At 29.2% G+C, this 22321-nt stretch carries 16 protein-coding genes; 10 read left to right on the top strand and 6 right to left on the bottom strand.

What is annotated here, in order from left to right; all coding sequences use genetic code 11:
• The 6 genes from ccsA to ftnA all read right to left on the bottom strand — a co-directional run bounded on the left by ccsA (position 1) and on the right by ftnA (position 8835).
• Positions 1 to 2700, bottom strand: a complete 2700-nt coding sequence (ccsA, locus tag L8V88_RS04200) for a cytochrome c biogenesis protein (RefSeq protein ID WP_263726964.1) — start codon at positions 2698 to 2700, stop codon at positions 1 to 3.
• Between the two features lie 9 nt (positions 2701 to 2709).
• Entirely contained in the window at positions 2710 to 3306 is a 597-nt protein-coding gene (locus L8V88_RS04205; protein WP_263726965.1) for a SoxW family protein, read from the bottom strand.
• Between the two features lie 56 nt (positions 3307 to 3362).
• On the bottom strand, positions 3363 to 5381 hold the full coding sequence (locus tag L8V88_RS04210; RefSeq protein ID WP_412175403.1) for a rhodanese-like domain-containing protein: 2019 nt from the start codon (positions 5379 to 5381) through the stop codon (positions 3363 to 3365).
• A 95-nt stretch (positions 5382 to 5476) separates the two neighbouring features.
• Positions 5477 to 7414 carry a cytochrome c family protein gene (locus L8V88_RS04215; RefSeq protein WP_263726968.1) on the bottom strand — a complete coding sequence of 646 codons (1938 nt, stop codon included), beginning with the start codon at positions 7412 to 7414 and terminating at the stop codon, positions 5477 to 5479.
• Positions 7415 to 7597: 183 nt separating this feature from the next.
• On the bottom strand, positions 7598 to 8233 hold the full coding sequence (locus tag L8V88_RS04220; RefSeq protein WP_120759114.1) for a helix-turn-helix transcriptional regulator: 636 nt from the start codon (positions 8231 to 8233) through the stop codon (positions 7598 to 7600).
• A gap of 107 nt (positions 8234 to 8340) precedes the next feature.
• Positions 8341 to 8835: a non-heme ferritin gene (gene ftnA / locus L8V88_RS04225; RefSeq protein ID WP_012661514.1), complete on the bottom strand. Its 495-nt coding sequence runs from the start codon at positions 8833 to 8835 to the stop codon at positions 8341 to 8343.
• A 106-nt stretch (positions 8836 to 8941) separates the two neighbouring features.
• Between ftnA and L8V88_RS04230 the strand changes: the two genes are divergently transcribed.
• The 10 genes from L8V88_RS04230 (at position 8942) to hypD (ending at position 22320) form a co-directional block, all read left to right on the top strand.
• The gene (locus L8V88_RS04230; protein WP_263726969.1) at positions 8942 to 11014 is read left to right on the top strand and encodes a KAP family NTPase; all 2073 of its coding nucleotides are present in this window, start codon (positions 8942 to 8944) and stop codon (positions 11012 to 11014) included.
• Between the two features lie 59 nt (positions 11015 to 11073).
• Positions 11074 to 13515: a hypothetical protein gene (locus L8V88_RS04235; protein WP_263726970.1), complete on the top strand. Its 2442-nt coding sequence runs from the start codon at positions 11074 to 11076 to the stop codon at positions 13513 to 13515.
• A gap of 1 nt (position 13516) precedes the next feature.
• Positions 13517 to 14833: an MATE family efflux transporter gene (locus L8V88_RS04240; protein WP_263726972.1), complete on the top strand. Its 1317-nt coding sequence runs from the start codon at positions 13517 to 13519 to the stop codon at positions 14831 to 14833.
• Positions 14809 to 15474 (top strand): M48 family metallopeptidase, encoded by a 666-nt coding sequence (locus L8V88_RS04245; protein ID WP_263726973.1) that lies wholly within the window; start codon positions 14809 to 14811, stop codon positions 15472 to 15474. Before L8V88_RS04240 ends, L8V88_RS04245 begins: the two co-directional genes overlap by 25 nt.
• 73 nt (positions 15475 to 15547) lie before the next feature.
• Positions 15548 to 16369 (top strand): dipeptidase PepE, encoded by an 822-nt coding sequence (gene pepE, locus L8V88_RS04250; RefSeq protein ID WP_263675297.1) that lies wholly within the window; start codon positions 15548 to 15550, stop codon positions 16367 to 16369.
• 100 nt (positions 16370 to 16469) lie between these two features.
• Complete coding sequence (locus L8V88_RS04255) at positions 16470 to 17984, top strand: hypothetical protein (protein ID WP_263726975.1); 1515 nt, start codon at positions 16470 to 16472, stop codon at positions 17982 to 17984.
• Positions 17965 to 20163, top strand: a complete 2199-nt coding sequence (gene hypF, locus L8V88_RS04260; protein WP_263726976.1) for a carbamoyltransferase HypF — start codon at positions 17965 to 17967, stop codon at positions 20161 to 20163. Before L8V88_RS04255 ends, hypF begins: the two co-directional genes overlap by 20 nt.
• Before the next feature lie 63 nt (positions 20164 to 20226).
• A complete protein-coding gene (gene hypB / locus L8V88_RS04265; protein ID WP_263726977.1) occupies positions 20227 to 20961 on the top strand; it encodes a hydrogenase nickel incorporation protein HypB in 735 nt (244 codons plus the stop codon).
• On the top strand, positions 20961 to 21242 hold the full coding sequence (locus tag L8V88_RS04270; protein ID WP_039618343.1) for a HypC/HybG/HupF family hydrogenase formation chaperone: 282 nt from the start codon (positions 20961 to 20963) through the stop codon (positions 21240 to 21242). The genes hypB and L8V88_RS04270 overlap by 1 nt, the downstream gene beginning before the upstream one ends.
• On the top strand, positions 21229 to 22320 hold the full coding sequence (hypD, locus tag L8V88_RS04275) for a hydrogenase formation protein HypD (protein ID WP_263726979.1): 1092 nt from the start codon (positions 21229 to 21231) through the stop codon (positions 22318 to 22320). Before L8V88_RS04270 ends, hypD begins: the two co-directional genes overlap by 14 nt.
• Position 22321: the final 1 nt, after the last annotated feature.

Below are 22321 nucleotides of genomic sequence, written 5' to 3' on the forward strand. Positions count from 1 at the left end.
TTAAAAACTAGGCGTATTTAAATCTCGTTTCCTTCCTGCACTTACAATTAAAACAAAATTAAGCACAATCAAAATATACACAAAAGTTGGTATAGGAAAAGCATCGCCATTTGCATAAGAATGAAGCCCAGAAAGGTAAAAATTTACTCCAAAATAAGTCATTAATATACTATAAAAGGCTAAAACACTAGCACTTGCAAAAACAAAAATAAAATAAGTTTTGAAAATAAATCTTAAGTGTAATACCATGGTATAAACTACAATAGAAATCAAAGCCCAAGTTTCTTTTGGATCCCAACCCCAATATCTTCCCCAGCTTTCATTAGCCCAAACTCCACCTAAAAAATTTCCTATCGTGAGCATTGCAAGCCCTATTATCATAGACATTTCATTAACACAGTGTAATTTAATGATGTTTAAATCTATGTTTTTATTTTTACATCTTAAGGTAAAAAGAATTAAACTTAAAATCCCTATAATAAAACAAAGTGCTAAAAATCCATAGCTTGCTGTTATAATTGAAACATGAATATTAAGCCAATATGATTTTAAAACAGGTACTAAATTCCCAATTTGAGGATCCATAAAGCCAAGATGAGCCACAAAAAGTGAAATGCCTGCTAAAAAACTCGCACTACATAAAGCTAAGAGTGATTTTTTAAAAAATATCACAGCGCTTATCGCACAAGCAAAAGCTATGTAAATCATACTTTCATAAGCATTGCTCCAAGGAGCATGCCCACCTACATACCAACGAATGATTAAAGCTAGCGCATGTATGATTACACACATGCTTAAAATGATGTAAAAAAATTTATACACAAAGGCAGATAAAGAAATATTTTTTAATATAGTATAAAAACTTAAAAAGAAAAACACTAACGCAAAGCTAATATAAACAAAAGTTAGATTATCAAAGATATTATAATGATTAAGCAGTATTTCAAGATCTAATCTTTCTTTTGGTGGTAAAACACTGCTTCCATAATGATTTTGAAAGTCTTTTAAGGATTGCAAAATTTCATTTGCATCTTGCCATTGATTATTTTCAACACCATTGCGAACTTGTAAAAAATAGCTAACTAAAAGCATTTGTAAACGCTCTACATCTTCTTTTGCAAAAGGTAAAATTTGCACCGGAGAATACCACTTTAAACTTTGTTCATTAATATCAGGAAAAATAGTTAAAGCTTGACCACTATAAATATAATATGCATGATTTATTTTTTCATCTAAGGCTAGCAAATCTTTATCGAAGTTAGTTCTTAGTGAGGGCTTTTTGCGGTTAGCTTCCTCAACATAATTACTAAGTTTATATACCCCATTATCAAACACATCATCAAATGCTATGTATTTTTCATTTATATCTGCGCCTATTAATTCTCTTAGCTTGCTTGTTTTTGTAGCTATTATTTTGATTTTTCTAAATTCTTTAGGATAAATCATCATTGCTAGAAAAATTTGATCATAGTGAAGATTTAAAAATTTTTCTTTTTGAGTGATTTTATAAACAAATTCCATTGCCAAAGTATCTAAAGGTTTGATTCTACCATTATGATCTTGCACAAGTAATCTTGCAAAATTTAAAGAATGTTCATAGGAATTTTTTTGCAAATTTGAGATTAAATTTAAAATTTCATTTTTATTTTCTTGTGCAAAAAGCGGAGTTTGTAAATTTGCAAAAAGTAAAATAAACAATACAAAACTTTGACCTTTTTTTAAATAAATGCTTAAACGATGAAATCTTGAGTTTTTGTCAAATAAAACCCATAAAAATCCTAAAATCAATAAAGTATAACCTATATAAGTAGGGATTTTACCAGGATCTTTATTGACTGAAAGTATAGTGCCTTGCTCATCTTGATCATAAGAGCTTTGAAAAAATCTATATCCACCATAATCAAGAACATTATTCATAAAAATATCATAATCTAACTCAATATTGTTTTGCTCATCTATGATTTGAATTTTTGAAGTATAAGAAGATGGACTCATAGAGCCTAAATAACGCTCTAGTATAAAATCTTTTAAGTGTAATGCAAAAGGAAGTTTGATTTCTTTAGGCCCCCAATTGATAGTAAAATCTTTTCCCTGTAAGTTAAAATGCACTGCTTGTTTGTTTGTAAAATTTGGATTTAAGGTTATTTGCGTATTTGCTTTTTGATAATTAATATTTAATTTTAAGCTAGCAGGTGTGATAGAGTCTTTTTGCGGAGTGTATTTGATGGAGCTTATGATTAATTTTTCGCCATTTAAGTCAATAGTTTTTTCAAAATGCTTTTGAGTTAGTGGGGTAAAGCTAATAGGAAATTCAAAACTAGCATTAGTATCAAAATCAGTAATTTTTAAAAATTCTTCCCTAGTGACTATGGTGCTAGAGCTTTGATTTTCTCTTATATGCATTCCACCTTCTAAGCCAAAATATCTAGTAAGTCCAGCACCGATTAAAATCACTATAAAAGATAAATGCAAAAGCAAGATAGAGTATTTTTTCTTTTTAAAAAGCTTGTTATAAAATATCACTCCGATTAAATTTAAACCTAGTAATAAATGCAACATATCAAACCAAGCATTATTATAAATCAAAGCTTTAGCCGCGCTAATACCAAAATCATTTTCTATAAAGGTCGCCACAGCACAAGCTATAGCATATATACTCATTAGCAAAAAACTCATTGCAAAAGAAAAAAAATACTGCATTTTTAAGCCTTAAATATTATTTTCTTTATAAAAATGTATAAGTTTTTGTGCTATGGTTGCTTCGTCTAAATTTTGATTTTCTTTTTGGTTTAAAAACTCCATTGTAGCGCTTAATCTTTTTGCGCTAATAAAACCAGGATAATTTAGCAAAGTTTGGCTGTTTTTGTTTAAAATTACAATAGTAGGGGTGGCCACTATATCATAAATACTAGAAAGTTCAGCTGTGCTTAAGTCACTTTTATGGTTTTTATAAAATGTATGAATTTTTTTATAGCTTATATTTATATAATATGAGCTGTATTTTTCTTTTATAAGTTCTTGTATTTTTTTATCATTTTTAATTTCTTCTTTTAATTTATCACAATAAAGACAATGATTTGCGCTGAAAATGATTAAAATATTTTTATCATCACTTTTTATATTTGTATTATCTTTAAATAAATGAGCTATTTCTTCATAAGATTTTTTATCTAAATCATTTGCTTTTTGCAAATTTTCTTTAGAAAATTGTGTACCGCTTGAGATTAAATTAGAATCAAGTTTTTCTTCATTAGAACAAGCTGTAAAAAAAATACTTAAAAAACTAAGTGTGAGTATTTTAAACATTTAAAATCCTTGAAAAAGTTAGGAAAAGTCCTTATTCGCTATTATAGCGAATAAGGTTATAAGATAGTGTTAAAGAAAGTATAAAGCATTAAAAATAAAAATACCAAACCAGTGATTAGCATTGCAAATCCTGCAAGTTTAGCTAGCCATTGATATGCTTTGAAGTTACTTTTATTTTCATATAAAGTGCTTAATTTTCCACTTTCTTTTAAGCGTTTATACCATACGCTTCTTTCTTGTTTAATCTCTTCTTCGCTAACGTTTCCTGAGAAAATCACCATATCCATAGGGAAGCGATCTGCTCTAAAATGTGTATTAAAGAAGTGAATTGCAAAAATAAATCCTGTAGCAAGTAAAGCTTCATCAGAGTGAAGTAGGGTTGCTAGATTGATTGCTTCACCTGGTAAAAATTTACCAAAGAAAGCAGGAAACCATAAAATAAGCCCTGAAATACCAATGATAAACATACCCCAAAATACTGCTAGATAATCAAATTTTTCCCAATAAGTCCAGCGGTCAAATTGTGGTCTTGGCCCAAAACCAAAGAACCATTTAAAATGATCTTTCATATCTTTAAAATCTTGCCAATTTGGCATTAAAGAATCAGGCCCAAAAGTAGCTTTTAAAACTTTCATAAAGCTTATTTTACCAGTTATTGGATCCCTTGCTACATCACGGCGTTTCCAATTTACAATGATGATTTCTCCAATGTGAGAGAAAAATACTGCAAACATTACTATGGCTGAAATATGATGTATGGTTGCTGCGTTAATGATATCTCCACCCATTAAATCAATCATAGGTTTGGCCCACGCTGAATCATAGAATTTTTGTGGTAAGCCTGAGAATGCAAGACCCAAAAAGCTAGCTGCCATAAAGAAATGCTGAATTCTATGGAAAGTGCTAAATCTTCTTACTCTTACTTTATCTTCATGTGCTGCTTTTCTTGCTTCTTTCCATTCTTTAGGATATTTTATACGCATAGCAATTAAACGCAAGCACCAAAGTATAGTATGGGCTCCAAAGAAAACAAATACAGAAATTACCAAAATAGTCATGAATATATAAGCACCATGCAATCCAGGATATTTTTCGCCATCGCTATGATCAGCATGTGCCATCCAATTTACGAAATTTTCATTTGCATTTGGATGGCATGATTTACAAGTTTGAACACGGTTAATTGGCGAGAGAGTTGAGCTTCTTTCACTTGATTTTAAAATATTGTGTTTACCATGACAATCAGAACAAGTAGCAACACTTGGAGTTTCACCTGGAGTGCTTAAAAACATGCCTTTACCATGGAAAGTCATATGAAAAGTCGTGCTTTTTTGTTTATGGCATTGTGCGCATTTTTGATCGACTAATTGTTTTTGTGAATAAATTCCTGAATGTTTTGGGGTAACATGAATAGAGTGACAAGTCGCACAAGATGGTTTTTCTTTTTTCTTTTGCATATCTTGAGCAGGTAAGAACTTTTCTACTCCATGAGCGCTTTTTGCTAAAGCATTGCTTGCTTTTTCATGGCAAGTTGCACATTTTTGATTGATTAAGTTTTTACTTGCTGCAATATCAGCTCTAATGCCTTTACCTTTTTGAGCATGACAATCACGACAAGATGGGGTATTGCTAAATTTAAATCTTGAGTGGATAGTGTCTTTAAACTCGATAATTTCTTTAGCTTTTTCCCATTTAACTGTGTCTATTTTTTCAACTTTTCTACCTGAAGTTATCCATGATTCAATACCATCAAGCATTACAACAGAGTTCTTATAGCCAAGTTCTATAGCAACTGCAGCAGCTTGAGAAGCTTCAAATCTAAAACGATTTAAACCATAAAATACTAAATTTGCATTTTTATCATTAGGTAGTAAATTTTGCCAATTTTCCACATAGGTTGATATGGAATTAGGTATATAGCCATTAGCTTGTCTGTCTTGCTCTGAGTTGACATCAAAAAAATAAGTATTATTTTGATCTAGCATTTCTTGAGCTTGTGCTAAGCTAATGCTTTTTACACCTTCTATTGAGCCTATTTCTCCATTAGCCTCAGCAAAAATAAACCCTGATGGCATAAAAAGAGTAAAAAGGACAATAAAAAGTCGAGTAATTAAATTTTTCAAGACTAGCTCCTTATTTTAAGGAAGAATTTTTCATTCTTCCTTTGTATTTATTTACCATTTAGGATATTTTGTGCTTCTTGGATATAAATTAAAGCTTCTTCTATGATTTTCTTAGAATAAGCAGGCCCATGAACACCCCAAGAACCATCTTTTTCTAGTCTATCAGCTATGGCTTGAGCTTGATTTGTTAGGCTTAGCACTTTTGATTTTTGCTCTACTGAAAGTTTGGTTTTTTCAGCAAAAGTTTTATCAATACTTGCTATACCTTTTCTAATTTTTTCATAGCCTTCTTTAACAGGGTTTTGCCACTCCATTACCTTATCATAAATCATTTCTTGATTGCTAAAGTGAAGTTTTTCAGGTAAGGTTGATTGCACAGGACTATGACAACCACTTGCACCAGGACCCATTAGATTAATATCACTAAAACTAGTTCTACCACAACTCCACATTAAATCAAGGAAAAATCTACCTTCATCATCTCTAGCTATAGTCCAACCACCAACTTTAGGTGATCTTTCTTTGCCTTCTGGTGGGTTAAGTGTTTTTGTGGTTTTATCTACTTTGATATTCCATATATGAGAGGCTCTAACATTATCAAAACCACCTTTGTCAGGGTTTTGAACTGCTCCAAAATTTTCACAACTCATCATATTTGGCATGTGACAAGCTGTACAGCTATCTTTTGCGTGAATTCCACCTTTTTTAAAAAAGCTAGCTTGGGTTTCATGGCAATCTTTGCAAGTTTTTTTAAGTTTTGTTTTAGTATAACCGCTTTTCCAATCATTAAAAGTTACTTCGTGTGGATCATGACAAGTATTACATCTCATACCCTTATCATAGTGTGCTGAAGAATACATTTGAGCACCTTCTGTTCCACACGCAGGACAACTTGATTTAAAATACGCATTGAAAGGTTTTCTAGGATTGATTTTAGCATCAGCTTCATTATATGAAAATCTTTGATGACATCTTTCACAATTTGATGGCATACCCGCACCTCTTGCTCCATAAAGATGTGCTCCAGCCCCGTGGCATTCTTCGCAAGTAATACCTTTTGAGATGGTATGTTTTTGAAGTTCTTTTGGATTACCTAGTGCTTTGTAAAATTCTTCCTTACTCTTAAAATCAAATTTAAAAGTATGACAGGTTTCACAATATGCAGTAGCAGGTTGGAAAACTGCTTTTTCTTTATAAGTTGCAGCATAAGAGTTTGTTCCCCATACTTGAGAGCCATTTCCTCCAAAATCTTCCATTTTAGTAGGAAAACCAGGTGCAAAAGCAGCTATTTTTTGTGCCATTTCAGGGGTTAAAAACTCACTCCAAAGTCTTGAGAATTGATTACCTCCGGCGGTTAATTTACCACTTAAATCACTCAAATTTCCATCTTCAACATGGTAAGTTCCGCGTACAAGCCATCTATCTATAAAACCATATTTTGTTCTTGGTGTTCCAATGAGAGCATAAACATCATTTGGATAAATTCCATCAGGTAAAATAGTAGCTTGAGAGTTATACATAGGTTTTTTTAAACCTTCAGCTCCGCCAACTTCTTCCATTTCATGCGGGAAACGCACGGTTTTTGCATGGCGAGAACGCTCCCAAGAGGCATATTGAGCAGGATGACACTCACCACATTTTTTTGGGCCTACAAATTTGTTTGGAAAATCCAAAAAAGATTCATAAGGCAAGCGATAAGTAATAGAAGCTTGTTTTAAATCATGCTCAGCAGCAAATTTAGCCCCATTTTGATTTAAAACCCAGTTTTCTGTTCTATCACTATGAGTGAATTTACCTACCAAACGCCCTTCTTTTTCATATTTAAAAATAGGGTGATGTTTGTAAAGATAGTCAAAAAATGCATCTTCTTGAGCTACGTAACCATCAAGGGTTCTAGGCTCTGAAGAAGCAAAAGCTTGCGAGCTCAAACTTATGCCTAAAGCTAAACAGGCATAGGTAGCAAACTTAGCTAATTTGTGTTTCATAACTTCCCTTTCGCGTGTTTTGTTAAAAGATAAAAATACTCTTATTTATTATCTATTAACTATTAAAGTATAATTGTGACTATTTTTTAATAAAAATTAACTTAAAAATATACTTATATTTATTTTTTGTTAATTTAAATAATAAAAATTATCATATAGAAAAAAGAAGTTATTTGCTAAATACTAAATTCTACTTATAGTCCCCACTACCTTACCCACGATTAAAAAATCACCATTTTGATAATGTACATCTGCATAACTTAGATTAAAAGAGTGCAGATAAACCCCGCCTTTATTACTTTTAAAAATTTGTTTGATGAATAAACCATCTCTAGTATTTACTGCAAAAACACCACCTTCTTTAAAGCTTTTGCTTTTATCTACTAAACACAAAGAATCATCTTTGATTTCAGGCTCCATACTATCGCCTATACAAGGGATGATATCACAATCTTTTGAGCCAAAAAAATCACTTAGTTTTTCATCTATAATCACTTCTGAAAAACTCACATTATCATTTAAAGCTCCACCTCCCATAGAAGCATTAACATCATAATATTTTAAAACATTATAGTTTAGATCAAGTGATGGAGTATTACTCTCAAGAGAATCTTCATAAAAAAATGCATTGATATTGATATTTCTTTCATTTAAAAAATGAAGTATTTGCTTATAAGGTATGGAATTTCTAAATTTCATACTATAAAAGGTATCAGGATTAATATTTAGCATTTTAGCCACATCAGAATCTTTGGCGTTTTTTATGCCTTCTTTTTGGAGTATAAATTTAAGTTTATCAGTAATTTCATTCATTTGCATAAAAATCCTTTTAAATAAAAAGTATTTTAGCAAATTTACTTTTATTTTGCAAGAATTCTTTTAAATTAAAAGATATTTAGCTTCCAAATTTAATGGAAGCTAAAAAATTATTTATTAATTAAGCTTTTGATGTATTGATCTACCATGTATAAGCCATTGCCATTATCGCTTATGAGTTTGATTTTATCTACTATACCTCTAAAAAGCGCTTCTTCTTCGTGCTGTTCGCTTACATACCATTGCAAGAAATTAAAAGTTGAATAATCTTTACTTGAAAGCATAAAATCTACAAGATTATTAATAGAAGCAGTAATGCTTTGCTCATGCTCGAAAGTTTTTTCAAATACATCAAGTAATGATTTAAAATCACTATCAGGTTTTTTAACTTCTTTTAATTCTACTTTAGAATCAGTTTCATTTAAATAAGTGATGAGTTTTCTTGCATGATCACTTTCTTCTCTTGCATGCTCAAACAAAAATGCACCCGCACCATCAAAACTATGTTCATAGCACCATGAACTCATACTCAAATACAAATTTGCTGCATACATTTCTTTATTAATTTGCTCATTTAATAAAGCCACTACTTCTTTTGAAAGCATTGTTTCTCCTTTTTTAATAATGATTTTATAATGATATATTTTAAAGTTTAATTTATACTAAATTTATATTTTATGTATAATTACGCTAAAAAATAAAGAGTAAAAAATGCAAATAAATACTTTTAAAGTTGATAAAGCTATCATAAGTAAAAATGAAGACTTATTTGGTAGAAAAAAAATCGCCATGGCGTTAGCAAGAACTATAAAATATTATAAAGATAAAGACAGTGTTTCTATAGGTATTATAGGGGATTGGGGTAGCGGGAAAACTTCATTTATAAATATGGTTTTAGAGAGTTTAAGTATAAATAAAAAAATCGTTATAATAAATTTCAATCCTTGGAATATTTCCACTAGAAAACAACTTATTAGTGATTTTTTTACAATGCTTTCTAAAGAAATTTGTAAAGTCCCATTTCCTGAATTTAAATGTAGAAATTTAAAAAAAATATATTCTCATTTTAAATTTAAATTTTTTTCTGAAGTATCCCAAAATTTAGAAGACTTGGCATTATTGTTTAAAATGTCATCTTATGTGATCGCAGATCCGGTTACTTCAGTGGCAATGTCTAAAACTTCAAATGCTATCAGTGATTTTAATAAATCATTGAATGCAGAGAAAAAAGGCTTAGATGAAATTAAAAATAAAATCAACACTGCTTTATCAAATATAGACACAAAAATCATTATAGTTATAGATGATCTTGATAGATTAGCCGATACGGATATACGAGAAATTTTTCAACTTGTTAGATCTATAGCAGATTTTAAAAATACTATGTATATTCTTGCTTATGATAATGAAATAGTCACTAAAGCCTTAGATAAAATCCAAAAAGATAAAGGCGAAAGATATATAGAAAAAATAGTGCAAGTTCCTATAGTGCTACCTAAATTAAATAAAGCTGATTTAACAGCGATTTTTATGCAAAAAATTGAACAATTTAACTTTACTTATGAAAAAATCGATAAGAATGAATTTATAGAGAACTTAAATACAAATCATTTTGCAGGTGCTTTTGAAAATATAAGAGATATTAATAGATACTTAAATGTTTTAAAATTTGAAATGAGTGCTATAAAACAAGAGTTATATTTGTATGATTTTGCTGTGATTACTTTGTTTAAAGTTTTTGAGCCAAAATTTTATGAGTTTATTTATAATCATTTTGAAATTTTTGCTGGAACTGCTTTAGCTAGTTATGAGATTGATAGAGAAGAGCAAGAATCAATATATACTAATATGATTGACAAACAAATAGAAAGTTTAAATAAACTAAATAAAAAAGTGATCAAAAAATTGTTGATTTCTATTTTTCCTAAAATATATGATTTGCATAATAGAGATTTTTCTGATTTAAAAGATAGAAGAAAATATAAGCATAAACACAGAATAGCTTCTTTAGAATATTTTCAAGATTATTTTGTGTTAAATTTTGCAGAAAATGTTATCAGAAAAGAAACAATAGATAAAATTTTAAAGGCAAATTCACACCAAGGGTATGATGATATTTTTAATGAGTATGATTTAAAAGAACTTGAAAGATTTAAACAATTAGCTTTTAAAATGAGTGTTTATGCTAAAGACTTTAAAAGCAGTGAATTTATTTATTATCTTTGGAGTATTTTTGATGAAATTTATGGAGAAGCTCAGTTTTTTTACTTTGAAAAATGCAAAAGTTTCTTTGAGTTTTTTTCAAAATTTGCAGGTAAAGAAAATATAAATACCAAAGAATTACTTAATGTAAAATATCCACTAGATGCAAGAATGCTATTTATATATAGTTACAATTTTTCTATGAAACAAAAAGAGTATTTTTGTGAAAAAGAATTAAAAATATTATTAGAAAAGTTACTTCAAGAAGACAATGAAAAAGTAAAAGAGAAAATAAAAGCACATATTTACGCCCTTAAAATAAATAATTTTCATTACTTAAAAAACACTTTTAAAATTTTTGCACAAAATTCAAAAATATTTTTCTTGATTTTAGAAATTTTTATAGAAAAAGATGAAAATAATCAAAAATATATAAATCAGAATTTATGGCTTTGTGCTAATTATAAGGAGCTAAAAACCATGATTGAAGAAACTTTTAAAAATCCTAGTCATGATCAAAAAGAAATAGTTGATTTTTATAAAGACAAGTTAAGTCATTATAAATCATTAATTCAAAAATAATTGAAAAATAATATTCTTTTGTTTAAAATTGTAAGTTTATTTATTATCAAAGGTTAAAAATGCAAGAATGGTTAAAAGTAGATGAAGAAACTTTAAAAAACAAAGTGCGTGAAGCGTATTTTTCAAAATTTTCTATAGTTGGTTCTAAGATAGATTTTATCATCACGCAAAAGCATAAAGACTTAGGCGAGATTAATTTATTTTGGGCTGAAGCTAAGCAAGGCATAAGTGATATTAAAAAATCATTCATTCAGCTTATTTTAACCATAGGAAAGCATAAATTTCACGCCGAGCAAACACCTGCTTTAATAGGTGCATTTGATGCTGAAAAAATTGCATTTTTATCTTTTTCTAAAATTCAAGAAGTTTTTTATAAAAACGACATAGATTGGAGTGTAACGCCAAGTGATCATACAAGCGAGCAGTTTTTAAAACTTTTAAAAGAATTAGATGAAATTTTAAACGAAGCTTTGATTTTTTACTATGAGAAAAATGATGAAGAATTAAAAAATTTCATAAAAGAAAATTTAACAAACGAAAACATAAGTAAATTTAAAATTGACAAAAACAACTTTGTAAGCATATATCACAAATGGAGCAAAAGCGTAAAAGAAAGCATAAGTATAGATTGGGATTTAGCAAAGAAAAACGGCATTATCGATGCGGACTTTTACCTAGCTGATTTACTCTCAAACGAAAATCAAACCATAGTAGAAAAGCTTTTTGCTATTTTAAATAAAGATCATTATGAATTTAATGCCAAAAAGACAGATCTAGGCTCTATCGCTACAGAAAAAACGGGCTTTAAAGACAATCAAAAAGCACATAAAGATTTTTGGGCTATTTATGAGCGTCCGCCTTTAGAGGAATTTTGGGATTATATGATAGAGCGTAGGGATTTGCTTGTAGATCAAGACATTAGAGAAAGAAAGGGAGCGTTTTTTACTCCAAGAATTTGGGTGGATAAGGCTTGTGAGTATTTATCAAAGGCTTTAGGCAAAGACTATGAAGAGAAATACTATATATGGGACTGTGCTGGTGGGACAGGAAATTTGCTAGCAAATTTCACAAATGCAAAAAATATTTTTTGCTCTACCATAGATAAAGCAGATGTTGATGTGATACATGAGCGTATAAAAAATGGTGCAAATTTATTTGAAAATCATGTTTTTCAATTTGACTTTTTAAATGATGAATTTTTTGATAAAGTAGATGATAAAGGCAATGTTATTTATAAATCAAAACTACCTTCAAATTTACAAGAAATTTTAAAAGATGAAAACAAACGCAAAAAACTCATCATCTTTATAAACCCACCTTATGCAGAAGTGGGTTTGTCAAATAACGGAACTAATAAAATAGGTGTGCAATATTCTCGTATATATGATAAATATAAAGATATTCTTGGAAAATCTAGTAGAGAGCTTTTTGCTCAGTTTTTTATAAGAATTTATTGCGAGATTGATGGAGCTATACTGGCTTGTTTTTCTAAATTAAAGTATATAAATTCTACAAATTTTATAAAATTTAGAGAAACTTTTAAGGCTAAATTTTTAAAAGGTTTTGCAAGTCCTGCTTATACTTTCGATAATGTAAAAGGAAATTTTCCTATAGGATTTTTGATATGGGATATGAGTCAAAAAGATGAGCTTAAAAAGGTAAGGCTCGATATTTTTAATGAAAATGGAAATTTTTTAGGTAAGAAATTCTTTTTTTCTTATAAAAATACTCTATTTATAAATGAGTGGTTAAATGTATTTTGTAAAGTAAAAAATTATAATAAAAATATCATTGCATTTTTTAATGCAAAGGCTAATGATTTTCAACATAATAATAGAATTTGTTTAGGTTCAAGTGAAATGGTATTTGGAAATGGAGATGTTAATTTACAGGTATTTTCTATAAATTTAATTAATATAGCTATATATTTTTCAGTACGCCATGCTATACCTGCTACTTGGATAAACGATAGGGATCAGTTTTTATACCCAAACAAAGCATATCAAAACGATAAAGAATTTCAAAGTGATTGCTTAGCTTTTATGCTTTTTTATGGGCAAAATCGCATAAGTGCAAAAGAAGGTGTAAATCACTTCATACCTTTTAGCGAGAAAGAATTAGGCATTACTCAAGAAGCATTTAAGAGTGATTTTATGTATAAATTTATAAATGGCAAGATAAAAAATGAAGATGTTTTATTTGATGATACATTAGATAAGGTGGAATTTTCTAATGAAGCAAAAGAGCTTTTAAAAGCAGGTAAAGAACTTTTTAAGTATTATCACACACATAAAGAAAAGGCGGGATATTTAGTAAATGCTTCTTTGTATGATATAAAAGAATTTTTTCAAGGTAGAGATGAAAAAGGAAAGATGAATATGCCTAGCAAAGCAAAAGATGAGCATTATAAAATTTTACTTAGTGATTTGAATTTAGCTTTAGATGTTTTAGCTAAAAAAATCGAGCCAAAAATTTATGAATATGGCTTTTTGAGAGATTAACATGGCAAGCAAACAACTTTCACTCAAGCATCTTAGTATGCCTATACTACTTGAAATGTTTTTAAGATATTTTTCATTGATTATCAACACCGTTATGGTTTCGCAGTATTCTAATTTTTTAGTTGGGGCTATGGGTGCAGGTAACCAAGTAGCAGATTTATTTATCATTATTTTTAGCTTTTTAAGTGTGGGTTGTAGTGTGGTAATTGCTCAAGCTTTAGGAGCTAAAAATTATACTTTAGCTAGAAAAGTAATCCATCAAAGTTTATTTTTAAATGGCTTAATCGGACTTGTGTGCGGAAGTTTGATTTTATGGCATGGAGAGTTTTTACTTTACCTTTTACAAATTCCAAATGAACTTTTAAAAGACAGTGAAATTTACTTACATATGCTTGGAATTTGTTTGTTTTTTGATGCTATGGGTATAGTTTTGGCCGCTATTATTAGGGTGTATAATATGGCTTATTGGGTTATGTTTACAACCTTATTGATGAATGTTGTGATATTTATAGGAAATTTTTATGTGTTACATTTTACCAAATTAGAGCTTTTTGGAGTAGGGCTTAGCAATATATTAGGACGTTTAGTAGCTTTTGGTATGCTAGTGGCAATACTTAGTTTTAAACTTAAAATTTATCTTAAAATTAAAGAGATGGTAAGCCTTGAAAAAACTGTACTTAAAAAGATTTTAAATATCGGTGGGTTTGCTGCTGGTGAAAATTTAATATGGTTTATACAATACACCATAGCTTTTGCTTTTGTAGCAAGTTTAGGTAAAGAAAACTTAAGTGTTCAAACGATTTATTTTCAAATTTCTTTACTTATCATGTTAGTAGGGCAAGCTATAAGTGTGGCAAATGAGATTATCATAGGTAAATTAGTTGGCGCAAAATACCTAAATGTAGCTTATAAACATACTTGGATAGCTTTGTATTTTAGCGTGGTAGCAAGTGCTTTTGTAGCTTTACTTAATTATGTTTTGCAAGATTTTACTATGGGTGTGGTAAAACTTGAGGAAAGTTTAAAAGAGCTTATGATACCACTTTTTACTCTTTCTATTTTCTTAGAAATCTCAAGAACTTTTAATATAATCATGGTAAATTCACTAAGAGCAAGTGGTGATGCGAGATTTCCGTTTTTAAGTGGAGTGGTGTTTATGCTTGGGGTTTCTTTACCGGTTGGTTATGTGCTTTGTTTTTATGTTGGGCTTGGAATTTTAGGAGTTTGGATAGGTTTTTGCGCGGATGAGTTTTTACGTGGTATTGTAAATTCATATAGATGGAAAAGTAAAAAATGGCAAGGCAAAGCTCTAGTATAAAAGGAATTTTAGAATTTAAAGAATTTTGTTTTGCTTTTGAAAAGAAAAAACTTAAATATCTAAGACTTAGGATAGATAGAGATTTAAATTTCAAGCTTAGCATACCTCTATATTATGAGCAAAGAGATGTTTTAAGATTTTTAGAAAAAAATGAAAGTTGGATTAGAGCTAAAGAAAAAGAACTTTCTTTAAAAAGGGTAGTTATAGCAAGTGATGAGCTTTATTTTTTAGGTAGAAAATACAAGTTAGTCTTTGATGAAAATTATAAAAAAGTATTTATTAAAAAAGGTAAAATCTTTGCAAAAAATCAAAAAGCCTTAGATCTTTTTTTAAGGCATAGTGCTAGGGTGATTTTTGAGTATTTTATAAAAAAATGGCAATTTGTCTGCAAGAGAAAGGTGCAAAGAATTTGCATTAAAGAAATGATCTCAAGATGGGGTTCTTGCAATCATCAAAAAGCATACATAAACTTAAATTTAAAACTCATGCAAAAACCTATAAAAGCCATAGAATATGTGATTTTACATGAACTTACACATTTAATCTACCCACATCATCAAAAAGAATTTTATGATTTTTTATATAAATTTATGCCTGATTATAAGGCAAGAGAAGTTTTTCTAAAAAGTCTTATTTTTTAACAAAAATTTATTTTATTTTAAAAAATTATTTATTAAAATAAACTGTTTTTAAATATCTTTTAAAGGAAAAACAATGAAAAGAAGAAATTTGTTAAAAGTAGGTGCTCTTGGTTTAGCTGCTATGCTTTTTAGTGGGGTAGCTTTAAATGCTAATGATGTGGTTAATTTCCCAAAAGATAAGCAAAAAGCTTTATTGCTTTCAAGTTCGGGCTATAAAGACACTGGGTATTTAAACCATGCTTTACCTTGGCTTAAAGAATTTGTTGAAAAAAATAACTTAAAAGGTAAAAAAGTAGCATTCATACCTTATGCAGGTGTTAGAAAAACTTATGAACAATATGAAGCACAAGTTGCTAAAGCTTTAGAAAGCTTAGGACTTCAAATAATTAGCGTACATAGAGGTAATGCTGTTGATATTGTTAAAAGTGCTGATGCGATTTTTGTAGGGGGTGGAAATACTTTTGAACTTGTAAATCAACTTTATAATAATAACCTAGTAGAACTCATTGCAAAAAGAGTAAGTGAGGGTGTGCCTTATGTTGGCTGGTCAGCAGGCTCAAACGTAGCAGGTGCAACTATGATGACAACTAATGATATGCCTATAGTTGAACCAAAATCATTTAATACTTTCAATATCTTCCCTCATCAAATCAACCCACATTTTATCTCAGGTAAACCAGTAGGACATAATGGTGAAAGCCGTGAAGAAAGACTTGAAGAGTTTTTGATTGTTAATCCTAAAGTAGTAGTTTATGCTTTACCTGAAGGTGTTGCATTGTCACTTGATGGTAAAAAAGCAAAAGTTTTAGGTATGGATAAAAATGCTCCACTTTTAAAACTTGAAAACAAAAAAGAAATTCAAAAAATCGCTATCGGTTCTGAATTTAACTACTAAAATGACAAGCTATCTATATTTTAGATAGCTTGTTTAAGCTTTCCTTAGAATTAAAATTGTTATATTTATGCTTTAAAAATTTAATTTTAAGGTTTTAAACTTGCTTTTAGAAATTACTTTTGATTATAAATCTAAAAATGATATTTTTGAGTATTTGTTAGCTTATTATGCTAAAGATTATGTGTATAATTATGAGCAAAAAGATGAAAAAATCATCATTAAAGTTAAAGGCGAAAAAGATGAAATTCAAGCCTTTTGTTCTAATTTAGAAAATATCAGCCACAGTGTTTTTTTAAACAAATTTGACTTAAAAGTTATAGAAGAAGATTTTACACCTATAAAAAAAGAAAAAAACTTCACTAAAAGAAGTTTTTTAACAAGACTTAATGCAAATGCTTATACTAATGGTGAGCTTTTAGAAAATGAATGGGGTGTTTTTGTAGAAGAAGAGTTTAAGATAGAAGAAGATTTTATAAAAATCACTAAAGAAAATTTCTGCGATAATTTAAAAAAAGCCTTAGAAAAATTAAAAAACAAAGAAAAAATATATTTTAAAAACTCAAAAGGAGTATATGCTTTTGAAATTTTTAATGAAGCATTAGATGATTTTTTAATGCCAAGCGATCCAAAGCATATCAATGTGTTTTTTTCCTGCAATAATGAGCAATTTAAAATCTTAGCAGGGGTTGAAAAGCCTCTAATGAAACTTAAATTTAATGCTATTTTTAGACAAAATCATCAATTAAATCATGAGTATTTTAAAATAAAAATATATGATAATCTTTTCTTGTTTGCCTTGTGTTTTGAGCTTGAAAAAGAAGGAATTAAGTTTTTAAATTTTAAAAAGCTAGAACATTTTGAAGATGATTTTGAAGTAGCTTTAATCGAAAATGAACTAGTAGTTTGTAGGGGTTATGATTATATTTTACCTGAATTTAAAAATTTGATTTTTCAAAAAGAGGATAAAAATTTCGCAAGAATTTCTTGTATATTGTCTGATTTTAAAGACAAAAAGCCTTTGCTTTTAGAACTTAGTAAAAGAAATGATGATATTATCTTACTTGATAAAGAAATCAATCTTTTAAAACTAAATTTACCAAAAAGCTTTGATGAGTTTTATGAAACTATAAGTCAAGATGATGTTGCTAAGAGATTATTAGCTAATTATGAAAAAGAATTTACCCTAGTGCGAAAAGAACTTAACATGGCTAATAATTTTTTTAATCTTTTTGGCATGGTAGGGATGATTTTAGAGCTTGATGAAGACGAGAAAAAAGCAGCATTAGCGCTTTTGGCCTTAGCAGATGAGAGTAAAATGGCAAAAGGTGTTAGGATAGACTTTAAGCTTAATGAGCAAAAGGAATTTGATTATACTAAGACCTTAAGAAGCGTGATGAGTTTTAAGCTTGCTGGAGTAGAAAATCAAATCATAGCCTTAGGCGTTGTTGAGAGTTTGGCGTATTTTTTAAGAGATTTATTTGATGATTTAAAGGCTAAAGAGCAAGTTGATTGTGCCGTGCTTAGTGGGAGCTTGTTTGAGCATAAAAGTCTTAGTAAAAATGTATTTAAACACATACCATTTTTTAAGTTAAGTGATGTCCCACTTTGGATATGAAATTCATATTAAAGGGCTAGTACAAGGCGTTGGCTTTCGTCCTTTTGTTTTTAATATAGCCAAAGAGCTTAATTTAAAAGGTGAAGTTTATAATAATAGCTTAGGTGTTGTTGTAATCCTTGAGTGTAGCAATGATGAATTAGAAATTTTTAAAGAAAAACTTTTTGCTAATTTACCACCTTTAGCTAGGATAGATGATTTTAATTTTTCTTATAAAAAACTTCAAAAAACTTATAATGAATTTAGTATAAGTACTTCACAAGATAGTGAAAAATTTAGCCCGATTTTAAGTGATTTTGCTCTTTGTGAGGATTGCTATAATGAATTTTATGATGAGAAAAATCCACGTTTCAAATATCCTTTCATCACTTGCACAAATTGTGGGCCAAGATTTTCTATTATAAAAAAACTTCCATATGATAGAGTTAATACGACTATGGATGAGTTTAAAATGTGTTCTTTTTGTCAAAGCGAGTATGAAGATCCTACTAATCGTCGCTTTCATGCTCAACCACTCTCATGCCCAAAATGCAAAATTACTATCTTTTTAAAAGATAAAAATCAAAATATTTTAGCCAAAGATGAAAAAGCTTTTATCTTGCTTGCAAAGCTTTTAGAACAAGGTAAAATCATAGCTTTTAAAGGTATGGGTGGATTTCATTTAATTTGTGATAGCACAAATGAAAATGCTATAAATGAACTTAGAATACGTAAAAATCGCCCTAAAAAGCCTTTTGCTATTATGGTAAAAGATCTTAAAATGGCTCAGGAATTAGCTTTTACTAATAAAGCTGAATCAAAACTTTTAACTTCAAATTTAAAACCCATAGTTATTTTAAATAGCAAAAATATTCATAAAAGCTTAGCGCCAGATACTAATAAAATAGGCATTATGTTAGCTTATATGGGAACACATTTAATGCTTTTTGAGCATTTTAAAAAACCTATCATTGCAACAAGTGCTAATCTAAGCTCACAAAGCATTATTTATGAAGAAACAAAACTTTTAGAGCAACTTAGTGATGTGTTTGATTTTTATCTTGATTATGATAGAGCAATACACAATTCAAGCGATGATAGCATTGCTCAAGTTATCGGTAAAGAAGTAATGTTTTTAAGGACTTCAAGAGGTCTTAACCCACTTTATATTAACACAGCAGATATTTTTAATGTAAAAGAAAATATTCTAGCTCTAGGAAGTGAGCTAAAAAATGAATTTGCATGTTTTTTTAAAAATCAAATTTTCATTTCTCCTTATATAGGCGATATGAAAAGTTTAGACATACAAGAGAGATTTTTTAAAATTTTAACTTTCTTTCAAAACTCTTATAAACTAAATTTTGATCAGATTTTAAGCGATAAACACCCACAATTTAACTATGTAAAAGAATTTAAAGATTATAAAAATTTTCGCGTGCAACATCACTATGCACATTTGTGCGCTTGTTTATTCGAACATAAAATTTACAAAAATGATGTTTTAGCCTTTGTTTTTGATGGAACAGGCTATGGAGATGATGGAAAAATTTGGGGTGGGGAGATTTTTAGAGCGAGTTTAAAAAGCTATGAAAGGTTAAATCATTTTAAAAATTTCAAACTAATTAATGCAGATATTAAAAATATCGCAAATTTAGCTTTAGCTTTGATTTTTGATTTTAATTTAGAAAGCAAAGCTAGCGAGTTTTTAGCTAAATTTTCTCAAGTAAAATTAAACAATCTTAAAAAAATTCACACTCAAAGCTCTTTATATACGAGTTCTCTTGGTAGGATTATCGATGCTTTTGGCACTTTTGCTTTTGATATACAAAAGCTTGATTATGAAGCGCAAATTGGGCTTTTGATGGAAAAATATTATGATAAAAATCTTGATTATAGTTACAAATTTGACATAAAAGAAAAAGAAATTTGCTTTAAAAATGCCTTTTTGCAAGCTTTGGAAGATAAAGATAAGGTTAAAATTAGCACAGGTTTACTTAATGGCATTGCAAATTTAATTATAGAATATTCAAAAGATTTTAAAGAAGAAGTACTTTTGTGTGGCGGGGTATTTCAAAATAAAACCTTACTTGAAATTTTAGATCGAAAAAAATTCACTTATAAAACTTCTTTACAATTTCCTTGTAATGATAGCTCTATTGCACTTGGGCAACTTGTGCATTATTTATCTTTAAAAACTTAATAAAACTCATATTTTTTTAATACTTTTTTATATACAATAAAATAAAAATATAAAGGAAAGATTATGTGTAAAGATTGTGGCTGTTCTATTAATGGACATGAACATCATCATGATCACCATCATGAAAATCCAGCTTTAAAAGATGAAAAAACTATTAATGTTATTAGTAAAATTTTATCAAAAAATGATCATCAAGCAGCTCATAATAGAGAGCATTTTAATGAGTATAATACTCTTTGTATTAATTTAATGAGTTCTCCAGGAAGCGGTAAAACAACACTTTTAGAAGAAACTATAAAAACTTTAAAAGATGATTTAAAAATAGCCGTGGTTGAAGGGGATTTAGAAACTAATAATGATGCAAACCGCATTATCAAAGCAGGAGGCTTAGCTCATCAAATCACCACAGGACAAACTTGCCATTTAGATGCTTTTATGGTGCATGAAGCTTTACATTATTTTAAACTTAGCGAACTTGATATAGTTTTTGTTGAAAATGTGGGAAATTTAGTATGTCCTGCAAGTTATGATTTGGGCGAGCATTTAAATGTAGTTTTACTTTCAGTAACAGAAGGTAGTGATAAGGTAGAAAAATATCCAGTGATGTTTAGAAAGGCTGATTTATTAGTCATTACTAAAGCCGATTTAGCTCAACATTTTGACTTTGATTTTAAAGCAGCTTCTATAGCCGCTAAAAGGCTAAATCCTAAAATAGATATTATGATTTTAGATAGCAAAACAAAAACAGGGTTTGATCTTTGGATAAATTATCTAAAAATGAAAAAGGAGCTTAACTAATGTGTCTTTCTATACCTTCTAAAATTTTAGAAATTGATGAGCTAAATTCAGCTATAGTAGAAACTTTAGGGGTTAAAAGAAGAGTGAGTTTAGATTTAATAAGCGAGCCTTTAAAGGTAGGCGATTATGTGCTTATACATGTAGGTTTTGCTATGGAAAAAATTGACACTCAAGCTGCACAAGAGAGTTTAAAAATTTATACAGATATAGCAGAGAAAATGCAAAATGGACAAATTGATGAAAATGAAGGCGATATGGGGCTAAAAAATGGATTTAATTAATGATTTTAGAGATAAAGAAAGAATTTTAGCCCTAAAAGAACTTATTGCTTCTAAAATTACTAAGCCTATTAATATCATGGAAATTTGTGGTGGACATACGCATAGTATTATGAAATTTGGTTTACCTGATTTATTACCCAAGGAAATTAATTTTGTTCACGGCCCAGGCTGCCCTATATGTGTTATGCCTAGAGAGCGTATTGATGTAGCTTTAAAGCTTGCAAGTATGCCAAATACTATCTTTTGTGTATTAGGCGATATGCTTAAAGTGCCAGGAAGTTATGAAAGCTTAATTGATCTTAGAGCTAAAGGAGCTGATGTTAGAGCGCTTTATACACCTTTGGATGTGATAGATATAGCTTTAAAAAACCCTGAGAAAAATATAATCTTTTTTACCATAGGTTTTGAGACAACTACACCTATGAGTGGGGTGATTATAGAAAAAAGTATAGCCTTAAATTTAAAAAATTTATTTTTTCATATTAATCATGTATTAGTTCCACCCGCAGTAGAAGCTATCATGCAAGATGAAAATGTAAAAATTGATGCCTTTTTAGGACCTTCTCACGTAAGCGTTATCACAGGATCAAATATTTATGAACCTATTGCTAAAAAATACAAAACTCCTATAGCAGTGAGTGGTTTTGAGCCAGTTGATATAATGCTTAGTGTGTTAAATATAGTAGAGCAAATGAATGCAAATACTTTTGAAGTTTACAATGAATATCACAGAGTAGTTAGTAAAGAGGGAAATTTAAAAGCTAAAGCTTTAGTAGAAAAATACTTTAAACCTTGTGATTTTGAATTTAGAGGTCTTGGAGTGATTGTAAATGGTGGGCTTTGTTTAAAAGATGAATTTGCGCACTTAGATGCTAGCAAAGTGTTTGACTGTAAAGTGCAAAGTAAAGATGAGAGTAAAGCTTGTATTTGTGGTCAAATTTTAAGAGGCTTAGCTAAGCCTTATGATTGTAAGGTGTTTGCAAAAGCTTGTACTCCAAAAAATCCTATAGGTAGCTGTATGGTTTCTAGTGAAGGAGCTTGTGCGGCTTATTATAAATACTATCAAGATAAGGCATAAA

The sequence above is a fragment of the Campylobacter sp. IFREMER_LSEM_CL2101 genome, assembly GCF_025771825.1.
Taxonomy (GTDB): domain Bacteria; phylum Campylobacterota; class Campylobacteria; order Campylobacterales; family Campylobacteraceae; genus Campylobacter_D; species Campylobacter_D lari_C.